This is a genomic window from Runella sp. (genome assembly GCF_027484545.1).
Taxonomy (GTDB): Bacteria; Bacteroidota; Bacteroidia; order Cytophagales; family Spirosomataceae; genus Runella.
Map to the genome: position 1 here is coordinate 1 of NZ_JAIXST010000180.1, position 16,243 is coordinate 16,243.

At 40.5% G+C, this 16,243-nt stretch carries 13 protein-coding genes and 1 pseudogene; 10 read left to right on the forward strand and 4 right to left on the reverse strand.

Going from position 1 to position 16,243, the window contains the following annotated elements:
- Positions 1–691 precede the first annotated feature (691 nt).
- Entirely contained in the window at positions 692–1,009 is a 318-nt protein-coding gene (locus tag Q0081_RS16830) for a 2Fe-2S iron-sulfur cluster-binding protein (protein WP_298355592.1), read from the reverse strand.
- A 2-nt stretch (positions 1,010–1,011) separates the two neighbouring features.
- On the reverse strand, positions 1,012–2,016 hold the full coding sequence (locus Q0081_RS16835) for an NAD(P)/FAD-dependent oxidoreductase (RefSeq protein ID WP_298355596.1): 1,005 nt from the start codon (positions 2,014–2,016) through the stop codon (positions 1,012–1,014).
- 239 nt (positions 2,017–2,255) lie between these two features.
- Here Q0081_RS16835 and Q0081_RS16840 point away from each other — a divergent pair, with 239 nt between their 5' ends.
- The 7 genes from Q0081_RS16840 (at position 2,256) to Q0081_RS16870 (ending at position 10,327) form a co-directional block, all read left to right on the forward strand.
- On the forward strand, positions 2,256–3,575 hold the full coding sequence (locus tag Q0081_RS16840) for a DUF3472 domain-containing protein (RefSeq protein ID WP_298355599.1): 1,320 nt from the start codon (positions 2,256–2,258) through the stop codon (positions 3,573–3,575).
- 306 nt (positions 3,576–3,881) lie between these two features.
- The gene (locus tag Q0081_RS16845) at positions 3,882–5,303 is read left to right on the forward strand and encodes an ATP-binding protein (RefSeq protein WP_298355602.1); all 1,422 of its coding nucleotides are present in this window, start codon (positions 3,882–3,884) and stop codon (positions 5,301–5,303) included.
- On the forward strand, positions 5,290–6,498 hold the full coding sequence (locus Q0081_RS16850) for a hypothetical protein (protein ID WP_298355605.1): 1,209 nt from the start codon (positions 5,290–5,292) through the stop codon (positions 6,496–6,498). Before Q0081_RS16845 ends, Q0081_RS16850 begins: the two co-directional genes overlap by 14 nt.
- A 116-nt stretch (positions 6,499–6,614) precedes the next feature.
- Positions 6,615–7,388 carry a DUF3883 domain-containing protein gene (locus Q0081_RS16855; RefSeq protein WP_298355608.1) on the forward strand — a complete coding sequence of 258 codons (774 nt, stop codon included), beginning with the start codon at positions 6,615–6,617 and terminating at the stop codon, positions 7,386–7,388.
- 254 nt (positions 7,389–7,642) lie between these two features.
- A complete protein-coding gene (locus tag Q0081_RS16860) occupies positions 7,643–8,089 on the forward strand; it encodes a DNA cytosine methyltransferase (protein WP_298355611.1) in 447 nt (148 codons plus the stop codon).
- A gap of 189 nt (positions 8,090–8,278) precedes the next feature.
- On the forward strand, positions 8,279–9,634 hold the full coding sequence (locus Q0081_RS16865) for a M20/M25/M40 family metallo-hydrolase (RefSeq protein ID WP_298355614.1): 1,356 nt from the start codon (positions 8,279–8,281) through the stop codon (positions 9,632–9,634).
- A gap of 141 nt (positions 9,635–9,775) precedes the next feature.
- Entirely contained in the window at positions 9,776–10,327 is a 552-nt protein-coding gene (locus tag Q0081_RS16870) for a DUF2911 domain-containing protein (protein ID WP_298355617.1), read from the forward strand.
- Here the strand turns inward: Q0081_RS16870 and Q0081_RS16875 are convergent.
- The gene (locus Q0081_RS16875; protein WP_298355620.1) at positions 10,314–11,030 is read right to left on the reverse strand and encodes a DUF1080 domain-containing protein; all 717 of its coding nucleotides are present in this window, start codon (positions 11,028–11,030) and stop codon (positions 10,314–10,316) included. The two genes, Q0081_RS16870 and Q0081_RS16875, sit on opposite strands and share 14 nt — an antisense overlap.
- A 144-nt stretch (positions 11,031–11,174) precedes the next feature.
- Between Q0081_RS16875 and Q0081_RS16880 the strand changes: the two genes are divergently transcribed.
- Both Q0081_RS16880 and Q0081_RS16885 read left to right on the forward strand, forming a co-directional pair.
- A complete protein-coding gene (locus Q0081_RS16880; protein ID WP_298355623.1) occupies positions 11,175–12,242 on the forward strand; it encodes an Ldh family oxidoreductase in 1,068 nt (355 codons plus the stop codon).
- Between the two features lie 12 nt (positions 12,243–12,254).
- Complete coding sequence (locus Q0081_RS16885) at positions 12,255–12,992, forward strand: hypothetical protein (RefSeq protein WP_298355626.1); 738 nt, start codon at positions 12,255–12,257, stop codon at positions 12,990–12,992.
- 957 nt (positions 12,993–13,949) lie between these two features.
- On the opposite strand, the pseudogene Q0081_RS31910 reads toward Q0081_RS16885, so the two are convergent.
- A pseudogene (locus tag Q0081_RS31910) lies at positions 13,950–15,170 on the reverse strand (serine hydrolase domain-containing protein); the annotation flags it as partial.
- 114 nt (positions 15,171–15,284) lie between these two features.
- Here Q0081_RS31910 and Q0081_RS16895 point away from each other — a divergent pair.
- Complete coding sequence (locus Q0081_RS16895; protein WP_298355629.1) at positions 15,285–15,554, forward strand: hypothetical protein; 270 nt, start codon at positions 15,285–15,287, stop codon at positions 15,552–15,554.
- The last annotated feature ends 689 nt before the right edge of the window (positions 15,555–16,243 follow it).

Below are 16,243 nucleotides of genomic sequence, written 5' to 3' on the forward strand. Positions count from 1 at the left end.
TATTTTTTCGTAAAACTTACAATTTGCATTGTCACAGTAGTGTAAGCCTTTATATTTTTCAAAATCTATGTCCATTCAACAAAGATACTTAACATAACTCACTAATCCAGTACCAAAAATTAGAACTAAAGTATTTATTACATTTTTTACACTATATTAGTGGTTATACGGCTGGCTATTTTTAGTGGAAGTATTATATATTTTTCTATTTTAAAATGCTTTATATTACTAAGAAAAAAGTCATAACATCCTAAAAAGCAAGTAATATAGATATTAGATTGATTAAATGGGGGTTTTCATTTACTATTTTTTAATCAAATCGAAAAATAAACACACAACTACTTAGTCATTAAATTTAATTTATTTCTACAAAAAATATTTCTTTTAAAGGAAGACAATTTTTGAAGTCATTTTTCAACAGTAACCAATCGCAATAATTGACTACTATTAATGCTATTTAAAGAATCAAAATAATGATGATAAGCGATCCAAAATAGAGGTAAACTCCATTGTAATCACGCACTTCTTTTTTGGTCATTTTTTCAGGATCCATTTTTGCTCTTTGGCGAAAGCTATGGTAAAAGACAACGTAAAGCCTTGTGACAATTCATCAAAATGGAGGCGATAAATCCAAATGTGCTGAAGGGTTTAAGAAGGTTAGTAGGAAAGTAAAGAGGAATAGAAAACTCCGCTATTCCTCCCCGCGTATCTTGAATACCGTTCCTTCCATCGTTTCGTCTACGCGCAACTGACAAGCCAATCGGCTAGCGGAAGTGGCGGCAGGCAAGGTATCCAAAATGTCTAATTCTGCATCACTGACGTGGGGAAGCGATTCCCCACCGTCCAAAATTTCTACGTGGCAAGTGGCACAAAGCGCCATTCCACCGCAAGTAGCCAAAATATTGTACTCAGAAGCTTTTAAAACTTCCATTAAACTGAGCCCGATTCCTTCGGGAATCTCAATATTCTGCTGTATTCCCGTTCTATCTTCTACCGTAAATTGTATCATGACTAAAAAGCGTTAACGCCGTTGACAGTGGTGTATTTAAAACTGAGATGTTGATTGGGATACACGTATTTGAAAGCGCTTTGGCACATCATGGCCGCTTCGTGAAAGCCCGTCAGAATAAGTTTGAGTTTTCCCGGATAGGTATTAATATCTCCAATCGCATAAATGCGCTCCACATTGGTAGAGTAGTCTACGGTATTTACTTCAATGGCTGATTTACTGATGTTTAGGCCCCAATCCGCAATAGGTCCGAGTTTAGGACTCAAGCCAAAAAGCGGAATAAAATAATCGGAAGGCAGGGTATACGTATTTTTATCTTTCCCCGCCACAACCACTTCTTTCAAATGCCCGTTGCCGTTCAAACTCACCACGTTTGATTGCAAAATCAAGTTTATTTTTCCCTGTTCAGCCAACGCAAACACTTTTTCGGCCGAATCGGGTGCCCCTCTGAACGTATCGCTGCGGTGAATCAGCGTAGTGGTTTTAGCAATATCGGCCAGATAAGCCGTCCAGTCCAAGGCTGAATCACCACCTCCTGCAATCACGATTTCTTTGTCTCTGAATTTTTCGGGATTCTTCACCATGTAGGCTACTCCTTTTCCTTCAAAATGTTCTAAGCCTGCAATCTCGGGTTTACGCGGTTCAAAACAGCCTAATCCACCCGCAATCACTACCACCTGACAATGGACTTGTGTTTGGTCTGAAGTCGTTACTATCAACGAACCATCTTCTTGTCGGTCAATGGCCTCCACTCGTTCGCCCAAGGTAAAACTTGGTTTGAACGGAGCAATTTGCAGCATTAAATTATCCACCAATTCCTGTGCTTTAATAGTAGGATACCCAGGAATATCATAAATGGGTTTTTGGGGATATATTTCAGAAAGTTGTCCTCCAATTTGGGGCAAGGAATCAATCAGATGGCACCGCATCTTTAATAACCCCGCTTCAAACACACTGAACAATCCAACGGGACCGGCACCAATGATACAAATATCTGTCGCAACCATAACTTTTAGTAATCTATTTGTTTGCAAGAAAAATAGAACGGACGAATCATAAAGTCTATTTCTCTTATTTTTACGAAGCAAAGGTAGCTCTTAACGTATTATCCTACCAATCATAAATTTTTATTCACTATCACCAAAAGTTATATAAATTTATTCCTCCTATTCTCTTCTTTCACGATTCAAAGATTTTAGTTTAGTTTTGTTCAATCATCTTCTAAGCCATTCCTATCTTAACCCTCATGCCTCGCAAACCTATTTCTATCCTTGCCCTCCTGTTCTCAGCTTTTGTGCTTACTAATTGTACGGCCACCTCACAAACCATTAGCCCAAGCCACGAAGCCAATCAACTAACCATACCTATCGGAGGTAATTCATGGCTCATCAATTCCAACGATAAGGACGAAAAAATCACGAAAGAAGGGTTTATCAGTTGGAAAAATGCAGGTACGATTTGTCGAACCTACGTTCGGGTAGCTCAGGCAGGCAAATTAAAAGTATCCGTGGTTCTCAACACCAAAGAAGGAGAAAGCAAAATCAAACTGACGGTTTTAGGCAAAACCGTTAGCCTAACCACCACTCCCAACACCGCCAAAGAATATTTTGCCGGAGAATGGGAAACAAAACAATCGAGCTACGTCTCCATTGATTTACAGGGGATTAGTAAAACAGGTGATAGTTTTGGGCAGGTTCAAAGTATCATCGTCAGCGGAAATGCCATTGGTCCGGAAACGGTATTTGTAAAAGACAATGTTGACAACTATTTTTATTGGGGACGTCGCGGGCCTTCGGTGCATTTGAAATACACGTTACCCGCCAACGAAGACATTGAATGGTTTTACAATGAACTCACCATTCCCGAAAATCAGGACGTGATTGGCTCGTATTTTATGGCCAATGGTTTTGCCGAAGGCTACTTTGGGATACAAGTCAACTCAGCCACGGAGCGACGGATTTTGTTTTCGGTATGGAGTCCGTTCAAGACCGACAACCCCAACGCCATTCCTGACGAACAAAAAATAGTCATGGTAAAAAAAGGAAAGGAGGTCTATACCGGTGAATTTGGCAACGAGGGTGCCGGTGGGCAAAGTTACCTGAAATACAACTGGAAGGCGGGAAACACCTACCGATTTTTGCTGCAAGGCAAACCCACCGCCGACAATTACACCCTTTATTCGGCTTACTTTTTTGCTCCCGAAGAAAACCAATGGCGACTCATCGCGAGTTTCAAACGCCCCAAAACTTCGACGCATCTAAAATCTCTGCACTCTTTTTTGGAAAACTTTATTCCCGAAACGGGCAATACCGGCAGAATGGGTTTGTACCAAAATCAGTGGGTTCGCACAACAAACGGCCAATGGCTGGAATTGACCGAGGCCAAATTTACGGGTGATGCCACCGCACGCAAAAATTACCGCAAAGACTACGCAGGCGGGGTAGCCAATGGCTCTTTTTACCTCCGCAACTGCGGTTTTTTCAACGATTTTGTCCCCCTCGACGGCACATTTAAGAGAAATGCCGCATATAAAGCCCCGGACATTAACTTTTCAATGTTGCCGTAATCGTCTATTTTACAATCGATTAACTCTTACTTAGCCCAAACGTGCTGTAAGAGTTAATCGGCAGGTATGTTGAGTTTTGTATGTACCGCTTGAATGAAGGAAATATCAGGAATTTGATACAATATTAATAAGTCCTTATGCTCTAATTTATCCTATTCAAAATTTGTAGGGATGTCAAAGTTAGATTTAACTTTGTGAAATCTTTTTTCACTTCATTTTTAAATATAGATTTGTATAAATCAATGATATTTAATTATAGTATGTCTTTTAGGCTATGGTAGTTAACATATACAAACTAAACTATTAATGATTAAGACAGAATTAGTTAACCCTAATGTTACAAATTTAATTGAATCGCTCAGAGATATTGGATATTCTTTCGAGGTAGCGGTCGCGGATTTGATTGATAATAGTATAACTGCTAAAGCTAAATCTATTAAGATTTATACAGTTTCTAATCCAGAACCTATCTTTTGTATGCTCGATAACGGTATAGGTATGAGTGAAGTAGAGTTAGTGGAAGCGATGAGACTGGCATCTAAAAACCCTAATGATTTACGTGCTAAAGGTGAGTTGGGGAGATTTGGTTTAGGACTGAAGACTGCTTCATTTTCACAATGTAAGAGATTGACTGTCCTTTCGAAAAAGGGAGGAATCGTGTCGGCTCGACAATGGGATCTTGATTATATTACTCAACATAATAATTGGTTACTGATATCGCCAAATAACTTTCTAGACTTGCCTTTGGCAGATGAATTAAATAATTTGGAAAGTGGTACAATAGTATGCTGGGAGAATATTGATCGTATTCAAAAAAATAAATTTTCAGATATAGTAGATAGGTTAAGAAGGCATATATCGTTAGTATTTCATAGATTTTTAGAAGGTGAAGTAGGAATAAGACAAATTAAGATTACAGTTAATAATAATCCTGTTATTGCTTTTGACCCATTTAATTCGAAACACCCTGCTACACAAGAAATTGCGCCAGAGAAAATTATGGTTTATGGTTCTGCTATAACTGTACAACCATATATTCTTCCTCATCATTCTAAGATATCGCAACAGGAATATGAGTTATATGCAACAGAAGAGGGGTATATAAAATCTCAAGGGTTCTATGTATATCGAGAAAATCGTATCTTGATTTATGGAACCTGGTGGGGATTGCATAAATCCTTGGATGCGCATAAATTAGTAAGAATTAAAATAGATATACCTAATACAATAGATCAGTATTGGGGTATTGATATTAAAAAATCCCTTGCGAGGCCATCGGAGGATCTTAAAATCGATTTAAAAAGATTTATTAATCAAGTAACAGAAAAGGGGGCTAGGCCTTTTACTGGAAGAGCTAAAAAAATCGAAGATAAAACTTTCATTCAATTTTGGCAATTATTGCCACTTAATAATGATTTTCGATTTGCCCTGAATTTAGAGCATCCTTTATTTAAAAACTTAGAAAAAGGGCTATCAAAAGATTCAATTGAAAATTTGAGGTTTTATTTAAAAGGTATTGAGGCTTATCTGCCATTAGAAGCCATTCAATCGAAACTTCAGAAAAACCCTCATTCAATAAATCAAGAATCGGCACTTTCTGAGCAAAATATTATTGAATTAACAGAAAAGCTAAAATTGGCAGGTTTGCCGAAACAATATATTGAAGACCTACTAAGAACAGAAATATATTCTAATAGAAAAGAACTTTTGAAAAATGAAGACAAATAGCTACAAGGCGGTTAAAGATTATATTTTTGACAAGCTATGCAAGGTTATAGGTGCATTACCTATATCAAAAATTGAAGATGAAATTAATAAGGCTAAGACGGTTACATCTACAGTTGACCCTGAAATGCTGGCGACAATATTTTCCTTAGAATCAACTTTTCATGCTCTTAACGATGGGGATTGGAATAGAATTCAAAGAGAAATGGAAACGCATTTTGATGTAAAAATGCAAAATGGTATTCTTATACAAGGAGAAGAGCAACAGGAACGAGACAACGCATGGTGGTCAACAGTTGAAAAACAGAAGAAAGAGAATTATTACTGGGAACGTTATGAGAAATACCTCAGACTGTCTTTACCTCCAGAAGTCGTTAAAACAATTGATACTGATACCGATATTGTTATGAACAATATTGAAAATCCGTCAGTTGAAACGTTTTCAAGATATGGTATGGTAGTTGGTCATGTGCCGTCAGGAAAAACTGGCAATTACTCTGCTTTAATTTGTAAAGCGGCTGATGCTGGATATAAATTTTTAGTAGTTATTGCTGGTGGAATAAATAATCTTAGAAATCAAACTCAGCAACGTTTAAATGAATCATTTGTTGGGCAAACCAAAGGAGTTCAAGTTGGTTCTGGAAAAGGTAATACTGATAAAAAGTCTTTACCACTCAGTTTAACAACAATCGAGAACGACTTTAATAAACGAGATGCAGACAGGTTATCACAAGGACTTAATTTTGACAATATTAGTGTTCCAATATTACTAGTGATAAAGAAAAACACTAAAACCTTAGCAAGTATAATTGACTGGCTTGAAAAGCAATACAAAAATAAAGTATCAAGCCATGCAATGCTTGTAATTGATGATGAATCCGATTATGCTTCAATAAATACTAATGGTGAGGATGATCCAACTCAAATAAATAAAAAATTACGACAATTGTTAGGCTTATTTCAAAAGAGTGCATATGTAGCCTATACTGCAACTCCTTATGCAAATATTTTCATAGATCATGAAGCAAAAAATAAGGATATAGGTAAAGATTTATTCCCAAAAGATTTTATCTATGCATTAGATGCTCCAACGAATTATTTTGGAGCACGGAAAATATTTTTAGACCCTAATAAGACTTATTTAGTAGAAATTTCTGATTATACTACATCGCTTCCAACTGATCATAAAAAGCATTAAATTGTGCATTAGATAAAGTGCCTTCCAAAATAGTAGAAACTTTTATTGTAAACTTTGAATAATATAAGTTGAAGTTATTTAAATCCAAACCTATAAAACTTGTAACTTAAAATATTATGGAGCCCAAGGATAACAAACACGAAAATTATGAAATACTTAATCTAATTGGTTATGGATTGTCAAAATTTAATGATGATTTTATAAAGGAGTTTGGATTTAAAACTAAGATTTCATTTTATAAATATTGTGTCGCAAATAACATTTCTGAAACTGTTGGTACCATAAAAAATAGAATGGATTTGTTTGACCCTTTTTTTTCTAACAATGAAAGGAAGGGGTGGTGGCAAAAAGGCAATATTTATATTCATAGAAAGCACTTAATTGATAGCCTTTTTGGAGATGAAAACGTAAAGGGATATGCCAATATTGTAAAATTATATTTAAAAGAAAATTACAAAGTAAAAGAACTTTATATAGAGGTTACTCCAATTATAAAATCAAGGTTCAAAAAATTACAAGAAACTGGATTAGAGGCTGAGTTTTATTTTATGAATAATTTTAATTCAATTGAAACCTTTAAAAATGGTTTATTAGAAGATGCCAGATTATTTGGAGATGGGTATGATTTTCAAATTAATGTAAATAATAGCTTGTACTTAGCTGAAGTAAAAGGAATAAGAGCAAATAAGGGAAAGTTCAGAATGACTGAAAACGAGTTTAATAAGGCATTAGAATATAAAAATGATTATATTATTACCTTGGTTTTAAATTTGAATGACTCACCTACCTTTTTAACTATAGAAAATCCAGCATACAATTTAAAATTTAAAAGAGAAGAAAGGCTCTCAAAGCCAATTGTAGAGTATCATTTAATTAGTGATATATATTGAATTTAGAATCAAAATTTATTAAGTAACTGAGTGAAATTAAACGAGACTTTCCAAGTTTGTAATATATTGACTATCAAACTATTACACCTTAAACTTGGAAAGTCTATTTTGCGTAATTACTTATTGTAAAAAATATTTAAACAATTCAATCAAAAGCTATAGAGATAGTTTTGAAATATTTATTATTATGTGACAATTAACACTATAACAAGCCTAAAAAACGCATAGAGGAGGTAGGAACTTACGCAAAAGCGATGAGAAACAAGTCGATTTTTTCTCTGCAAAATTATGTCTCTAAAAATATGGATTATGTAATTGAGCGTTATAAATATATAAAGCAAGGGGAAAATTGGAAATCAATCCCCATAGAGTTAATGCAAAACTATGCAAATGTTAGTAATTGTCATAGTGGTATCTATAAAAGGTTAGATGCTTCAAAACCGTCAGTTGTGATTTCCAATTATCGAAAAAATATGCTGATACATCCTTTTCAGGATAGAGGTTTATCTGTTAGAGAAGCTGCGAGACTTCAGAGTTTTCCCGACGATTTTATCTTTAAAGGTACTTTAATGCAAATTCAGCAACAAATTGGCAATGCTGTACCTCCTCTTTTAGCTGAGGCTATTTTTAAGCAAATACTGTCATTTGAAAATGATTCTGTAATATCTTCATCAGCCTCCCAGCTCAGTTTACCATTCTGAATGTATTTGTAAAGTCTTCATAAATGTTAGTTAGGTTACAAATGTGTAAGTGTCCTGAAAAAACGCGCAGTTTAAAATTAGAGAAAACTTATTAATTTTAAATTGTCTCATTTTTAGGGACAATTTTAACATTTACATAAGCACTACAGTTATATAAATACACTTCAACCAACACTACTAAAAATTCGTATGAAAAAAACCACTACTTTACTCTTTCTCTGTTCTTTTCTTGCTTTTAAAAGCCACGCCCAACAGGTAGTCATGCGCGACCCGGCGATTGCCGCGATGATTGCTGAAATATCTCCCGATAGTTTGCGCAGTCACATTGATAAACTGGTGAGCTTTGGTACACGCCATACCATGAGCACCGTCACCGACCCCAAACGCGGTATTGGTGCCTCAAGACAGTGGGTGCTCAGTCGTTTTAATGAATTTGCCAAACAATCCGGCGGACGCATGACCGCAACCATCGACACATGGACGCTTCAACCCGACGGGCGACGTGTGGACGTAGCGCAGGAAATCGGCAACGTCATGGCTACTCTCAAAGGTACCGACCCCAACGACGACCGTATTTTTATGGTGAGTGGTCACATCGACAGTCGCGTAACCGACGTCAATAACCGCGAATCCAACGCTCCGGGCGCCAACGACGACGGGAGTGGAACGGCAGCGGTCATTGAATTGGCCCGCGTTATGAGCAAACATTCTTTTCCCGCCACCATTATTTTCGTTACCGTCAGCGGGGAAGAGCAGGGTTTATTGGGAGCCAATCACTTGGCCGAAAGGGCCGTTACTGAAAAGTGGAACCTCGAAGCCTTACTCAATAACGACATTATGGGTTCTAACCACAGCCCCGATACACGAATTATTGATAACACCAAGATACGCGTGTTCAGCGAAGGGCTTTCCGGATTTGAAACCGACAAACGCGCTGCGGGTGTTCGCCAATACGGAGCAGAAAACGACGGAAAAGCCCGTACATTAGCGCGTTACGTAAAAGAAATAGGAGAACGGTACGTGGACAATCTGGAGATAAAACTCATCTATCGCAACGACCGCTACCTGCGCGGCGGCGACCATACGCCGTTCGTCAATCGTGATTTTGCGGCGGTACGGATTACGGAAATGAACGAAAATTTTAACAATCAACACCAAGATTTACGTACCGAAAAAGGCGTAGAATACGGAGATTACGCCAAAAACATGGATTTTGAATACTTGCGCAAAAATACCTGCGTCAATTTAGCTTCGTTGGCCAACTTAGCCAAAGCCCCCGCTATGCCGCAAAATGTAACGCTTGAAGCTCGCAATTTAACCAATACGACCTCGCTTTTTTGGCAGGCTCCTAAAGCCGGCAAGGTGAAAGGCTACTATGTTTTGATGCGCGAAACCAACTGGCCTTTCTGGCAAAAGAAATTTTTCACAGATAAAAACGGCCTGACTTTACCTTATTCTAAAGACAACTATTTCTTTGCCGTACAGACAGTGGGAGAAGATGGGCACGAAAGCCTTCCCGTATTGCCGCGTCCCAGTATGCGATAGTATAGGAAAACGGAAAAATGGAGGACGGAGAAAGGATTTCCTGAAATCGGTTCTTTCATTTCCGTTCTCCTTGTTCCGTTTCTCCCTATTCCATTTTTTGTAAATCCTTTTTCCAACTATTTATAACTCTCTCAAACACAAATGAAAAAGACCACCCTTTTATCTTTTCTGTTCAGTTTAATCGTAGTAGGCGCTTGGGCGCAGGCATTCAGACCTGTTGACAAAAGTCCCATGGATGTCGCCTATTTTCCTGACCATTTTGCCCATGACCGCAAAGACGGTGAAAAAGCCATGGTACGCGTCATTTACAGCCGTCCTTCCAAAAATGGCCGTGGCGTGTTTGGAACTCTCGTTCCTTACGGCAAAGTATGGCGCACGGGAGCCAACGAAAACACCGAAATCAAATTCTATCAGGATGCCACCATTCAGGGCAAAAAAGTAAAAGCAGGCACGTATTCACTCTTTTCCATTCCCGGAGAAACCGAATGGACCATCATCCTAAACAGCGATTTGGACTATTGGGGAGCCTTTAAATACAAAGAAGCAAACGACGTGGTGCGTTTTACCGCCCCATCAAAGAAATCGACCGAGGCACCGCTTGAGAATTTCTCCATCAATTTCCCCAAAGGCAACGCCGCCGTTATGCGTTTGGGCTGGGACGATACCATTGTGGAAGTACCTATAACTTTCTAAGTTTAATACTGCGGTACCAAACCGTACTGCCCCAATCCTGCAATCCAATCAAACCGGTAAAAGCGCCCTGAACAATCGGGGCGTTTTTTAATCCACTCCCCGCCACTCGCTGCTTCCAATCGGCACTTGAGAGGTCATGTTCCTGTACCACAAAACCGTTTAGAGAAACCGTCAGTTTTTGTTTACGAACCACAAAATGTACTTGGTTCCACTCTCCAACGGGATTTACTTCGCGAATACGAGCATTGGCAACGCCAAAGAAATCGCCCGCACGGTGTTTATTTTCGGCAGCACCTTCGTAGATTTTATCATCTAGGACTTGCAACTCCAATCCCGTATCGTGCATATTTTTATACTGAGCCGCTTCTTTCACAAAAAAGAAAATCCCGCTGTTCGCCAGCGGACTCACTTTCCATTCCGCCTTAAATTCAAAATCGCCCGTAATCGGCTCATTATTCACAATATCGCCGCCATTGAGCGCTTTATTTCCTGCCCGATTGGGTACATTGAGTTTTAGAGCCCCCTCTTCCACCAACCAAGCCGAGCCAATTCCTTTGGCTCCGTAGCTACGCCAACCTGTCACGTCTTTGCCATTAAAAAGCAACTTCCACCCTTCTTTCTTTTCCCGGACAGAAAGGGTATTGGGAGTTTGTGCATTTGCCAAAGAGATAGATACTAAGAAGGCGGCAAGGATTTTTTTCATACAAACTGTTTTTTTTAGATGCTAACGTATAGAAGTAATTCATTCTTTGGTTTTACTTCTATGATGAAAAACTACCGGTCGTCTCGTATTTCTTACGACCTTTGCAGCGTTGTTTAAAATCCAATTTTACCCTCCAAATCATTTATGTTTTCTGTCCAACAGCTACGCACTTTTACCCAACATATATTCCAAAGTATCGGCTTCTCTGAAGCTGACGCCACTTTAGCCTCCACCGTTTTGATTTCTGCCGATTTACGCGGCGTGGACTCCCACGGCATTGCCCGATTGGCCGGCTACGTGCGCCTTTTTGACCACGGACGGCTTAATCCAACTCCCAATATTCGCATTGTTCACGAGTCTCCCAGTACGGCTGTGGTGGATGGTGACGCAGGTGTGGGTTTGGTGGTAGGGCCTAAAACGATGCAAATTGTCATTGAAAAGGCAAAAAATGTAGGTTCAGGCTGGGTATCTGTGCAAAACTCCAATCACTTTGGCATTGCGGGTTATCATGCGATGTTGGCCTTAGAACACGATATGATTGGAATGGCCATGACCAATGCCGCGCCATTGGTGGCTCCTACTTTTTCGTTGGAAAAAATGCTGGGAACCAACCCGATTGCGGTAGCTGTACCAGCCAACGAAGAGCCCGCTTTTGTAGCCGATTTTGCCAGTACGGCCGCTGCTTATGGCAAATTTGAAATTCTTCAACGTAAAAATCAACCTGCTCCGCTCGGTTGGGCACAGGACGCTAACGGCCAGGTAACGACCGATTCTAACCCCATCAAAAACGGCGGCGCGCTGTTACCGCTTGGCTCTGATCGCGAGCATGGCAGTCACAAAGGCTATGGTTTGGGTTCTATTGTTGACATTTTTTCGGGCGTTTTATCGGGAGCCAATTACGGCCCGTGGGTACCGCCTTTCGCAACGGCGGGTTTCATGGCAGCTGCGGAAGGGGTAGGTAAAGGCACAGGACATTTCTTTGGAGCCATGCGCATTGACGGTTTCCGTCCTGCCGATGAATTTAAAGCCCACATGGACAATTGGATACGACGTTTCCGTTCAGCACAGGCCGTGGAGGGAAAGCAGGTACTTATCCCAGGCGACCCAGAACGGGAACTCGAAGCCATACGGATGCAGGAAGGAATTGATTTACTTCCTCCGGTGGTGGATTCGTTGGAAGTATTGGGGAAACGATTTGGAATTCAGCTATAATCACAAAAACACATGAAATTTTTTTTCCCTGCAATTGCTTTCTTGTCTATTTCCTTTTTTCAATCCTTTGGACAGGCCAACAACTACTTTCCTCAATTGACTAAAATCAAAATTGACGGCGGAATGAATCCGGCAGTGTTTGGTTACACTAAAAGTGAAGTAAAGTTGATTCGGAAAAAGGGCACGCAATTACCTAAAAACGATCCCTGGTATTGCCCTGATCCCGATGCGCCCTGTTACGAGAAATTGGCTTCTTTCAAAAACCCGCTGTTCAAAGATTCTCTTTACGTCCTTTTTTCACACGGCCCCAGCGAAGACCCAAGTTTCAGCATTTCCACCAAAGCAGGAAAAGTGCTGGGTGACGTAAACGGTCTGGAATTGTACCTGACCAACACCAGTACTTTTTACGTCAATGGGCACACCAATAATCTATTCAACAAAAGGAGAAAATTTCAAATCAAAAGCGATACCATTGCGGAGGTGGCTCAACCTTTCTATTACGTTGGTTTGCAATCCGTTACCTTGAAAGATGTTGTTTTATACAAAGACAAAACCAGCACAGAAGTCGTAGCTTCCTTACCCAAGGGGTATAAAGTTGAAGTAATTTTAACAGACTACGGCAAACCCGATTTTGAGTTGGAAGATCATTTTTTAGTGCGCTCTGACTATGGATTAATGGGCTGGGTACGAATCAATAAAGAAGAATCTTGGGATAAAATCATCAAAGGACTCTTCTTTGCGGGTGACTGATTATTTCTTTTGTTTTTGTGGATACAGGTCAGGTCAGACGATATCAGACTGCCTGACGGTCTGACTATCGTCTGACCTGACCTGTCCACTACCTAATGAATTAATTAGAATCCATAAAAACCTAAGAACCTCTTTTAATTATTGTCCCACAAACGCCAGCTGTGTGCTCTTGGGATTGACCGCCAAACGCGTAATTTGTTTAATTCCCAAGCCGCTCCAATCGGCCAACAACTGCCAATCGGTATCCGATTTCGGATTCCATTTGTACAATTTAGCTCCCTGCGCCATCAACAGCGTGCCATCCGTTATCCAAGCGCAATCTTCGCTTCCCGCAGGGGTTTGAATGAGTTTTTTGGCTTGTAAAGTACTCATATCCAACGCCTCCACCTGCCATTCGTTCGCGGATAACTTATGCACAAAACTCACCGCTTTTTGCGAAGGAATGCGCAGCAATGAGCGACCCACGTTGGTTGTGATGGTTTGCCCTTGGTCGGTGGAGATCCGAGCGAGCTGTAGGGTATTAGGTTGCCCTAATACAAACAACACCAATGAATCAGCGCCATACCAGCAATGATACCCAACGGGTTTTATGCTTGGTAAAACAAGTTTCGGATTTTGACCCGTCGCCAGATCAAACTGCCACAGCCGTTGGGTTCCGTCAGGCTCTACCCGAATCACTGAGAAGTGCTTACCATCGGGCATCACCGTTGCCGAATATTCACTTTCGGTGGTTTTTGTTAACGTTGTGTTTGTTTTCCTACCTAAATCGTACGTCCAAATATCGGTTTGTCCGTTTGCCTGTTGGGTATAAAGCAGTTTCTTTCCGTCTTGTGTAAACGACGGCTGATTGTCATAGCCTGCCCTTTTGGTGATATTGGAAGGTTTTCCAACGGAGATATTACCTGCGTTTACTTTCAAATCGGTCAGGTAAATTTCGGTATCAGGGACTGTTGGCGTAAAGGCTTCCAGAACCCGTTTGACAATCCCGTCCAAAGCATTGTTTTCAATCCACCGAACGACCATCACCAACTCATGGTCGGGATCTACGTAGACAATATTAGTCCCGTTTCCTACGTGGTAGTACACATTGGCGGGTGCGCTCGGAAGCGGTTTTTTATCAGTATTCAGGAACCAATTCATGTAGCCGTACGTCGGTTGCGCAGTTGTGGGTGTGGTAGCCTGTTTCACCCACTGTTCCGACAACAATTGCTTGCCGTTCCAATTACCCCTTTGCAAGGTCAATAATCCAAAACGAGCCATATCAAACGCATTGATAAACATTCCTCCGCCCCAATGTCCTCCGCCGCTTACCGATTGCATGGGTTGTCCGTCCAACACAATCCACGCATTGCGATAGCCTGTCCAACGCCACGTAGTTGAGGCACCGATGGGATCCATGATATTTTCTTTCAATACCTGCGGCAACGGCTTACGCCACACACTCGTTGCTGCCAAAGCGAGAGCATTGACCCGCACGTCATTGTACTCATACACGCTGCCGGGGGCATTACGGGGACGCGTGAGCCACGTAGCGGCATCTTTATCGGGACGGTCGGCCCATTCGGGTTTTCCCCAAAGTGTGCCTTCCCAATCGGAGGTTTGACGCAACATATTATCCCACGTAATGCGGCGATTATGCGGGGTGTCAAAGAGATTTAACAATTCCGGTTTTCCAAAATCATCCGCGGGACGCTGAACGGGTTGCCCGTACAACTCAATTGGCGGCACATACGAAGCCACTGTATCGTTTACACTCCGAATCAGCCCTTTGTCCACGGCCAAACCCACTACGCTCGAAAGAAAACTTTTGGTAACACTGTGGGTAATGTCGCAACGCGAAGGCTCGCCCCACTTTGCCACGATGTATCCTTTGTAAATGATGATGCCCGTTTGGTCACCCCTATCGGCAAAAGGACCAATGGCACTTCCGAAAGGCTCCTTTCCAAAACTTTGATAATGCGACTGTTCCATACTCCGAGGGTTCTTGGACTCCCCCGCCTTCGCAAAAGCAATCGCTTCCTGAATTTTGGCAGGGTTCAATCCCATTTCAGCAGGCGTTTTTTCTGCCCAAGTATGAGCCGGAGGAAAATAAGGAGCAGGTTGTTTTTGACTAAAGGCAGGTAAAAAGGCAACGGATACTATACAAATGGTAAAGACAGAACGGGTAAAGAAGCGCATGTTGAACGTTTGTTAATGAAGCACTAAAACTACGTTTTTTTGGTTTCTCTGCCTACTTTTTACCTAATTTACCATTGCGATTTAGGAAGAATAGCTTTTAAAACTTTAAAGACTATGGAACAATACACCAATGCGTATTACGATAATTACCATACCGCTACCACAGAGGCTGAACGCTCAAGAATCAAAGCTGAATTTGAGGCTGTTTTTGCAGTGCTTACTGAAAACCAAAGGCGGGAAGTAAAGGCGATATTGATGAAACGAATTGACGAACGCATGGCAAAACTTGCCCCACTTGATGAAGCCATCAAAAGATTTAACGACTACCTCAAGCAAAGGGATAAGCAAGTCGAAACAGTAGTAAAAATGCAAAAGGCGGCCTAACCTTTTTGGAGCTATTTACTGAATATCACTTATTTCAAAGCCAACAGGCAAGTATTGATTTGAACCATTAGACGAAGCCTGCTTGGTAGTATTTAAACGCTATTCCAGAACATTCAAGAAATCGCCGGGCAAAGATTCGGGAAGATTTCGCAAAGTTGCCTTCTACCGATTCGGGGAAATATGCCCTTGATGTATCAGAGCTACTTCGTGAGAATTTAGGGTGTAATATAAAATGTTTTCAACAAGGGGCTATACACCTGAATATTCACGGTGCCGAAGATTGAAAAATTTACGCAAAACGATTGCAAAATGAATAGCTGCGCTATACTAATTAATCAAATAGTGAGACTTGAATTGATCTTTTGCTTATGGTAACTGCTTTGCCGGTATACGTAGCTATAGGCTCTTTAAATTCCATAAACCTAAAAGATACCTTACCTGCCTTAAAAAGGGTTTCGTATAGTGGCTTACATCTTTTATCGGCAGTCACAAAGTAGTCCGCACCCTCGACATGGGCTTGAGCAAATAGTTTTACGTCGTTGTTAATAATCACCTTTTCTTCGTCAAATATTCGCAGATTCAGATTTGAAGTGCAATTATCCAGCCGTTACTTGTTAGTGACTGCTGATGAAAGAGCCAACTGTTGTGAATAATAAACCATAGTTTTGTGGTGTCGAATCATAAAACAA

Excerpts from the sequence above, each read along its gene's own strand:
- Q0081_RS16830 (WP_298355592.1), bottom strand. The coding sequence starts at position 1,009 with ATGATACAATTTACGGTAGAAGATAGAACGGGAATACAGCAGAATATT.
- Q0081_RS16835 (WP_298355596.1), bottom strand. The coding sequence starts at position 2,016 with ATGGTTGCGACAGATATTTGTATCATTGGTGCCGGTCCCGTTGGATTG.
- Q0081_RS16840 (WP_298355599.1), top strand. The coding sequence starts at position 2,256 with ATGCCTCGCAAACCTATTTCTATCCTTGCCCTCCTGTTCTCAGCTTTT.
- Q0081_RS16845 (WP_298355602.1), top strand. The coding sequence starts at position 3,882 with ATGATTAAGACAGAATTAGTTAACCCTAATGTTACAAATTTAATTGAA.
- Q0081_RS16850 (WP_298355605.1), top strand. The coding sequence starts at position 5,290 with ATGAAGACAAATAGCTACAAGGCGGTTAAAGATTATATTTTTGACAAG.
- Q0081_RS16855 (WP_298355608.1), top strand. The coding sequence starts at position 6,615 with ATGGAGCCCAAGGATAACAAACACGAAAATTATGAAATACTTAATCTA.
- Q0081_RS16860 (WP_298355611.1), top strand. The coding sequence starts at position 7,643 with ATGAGAAACAAGTCGATTTTTTCTCTGCAAAATTATGTCTCTAAAAAT.
- Q0081_RS16865 (WP_298355614.1), top strand. The coding sequence starts at position 8,279 with ATGAAAAAAACCACTACTTTACTCTTTCTCTGTTCTTTTCTTGCTTTT.
- Q0081_RS16870 (WP_298355617.1), top strand. The coding sequence starts at position 9,776 with ATGAAAAAGACCACCCTTTTATCTTTTCTGTTCAGTTTAATCGTAGTA.
- Q0081_RS16875 (WP_298355620.1), bottom strand. The coding sequence starts at position 11,030 with ATGAAAAAAATCCTTGCCGCCTTCTTAGTATCTATCTCTTTGGCAAAT.
- Q0081_RS16880 (WP_298355623.1), top strand. The coding sequence starts at position 11,175 with ATGTTTTCTGTCCAACAGCTACGCACTTTTACCCAACATATATTCCAA.
- Q0081_RS16885 (WP_298355626.1), top strand. The coding sequence starts at position 12,255 with ATGAAATTTTTTTTCCCTGCAATTGCTTTCTTGTCTATTTCCTTTTTT.
- Q0081_RS16895 (WP_298355629.1), top strand. The coding sequence starts at position 15,285 with ATGGAACAATACACCAATGCGTATTACGATAATTACCATACCGCTACC.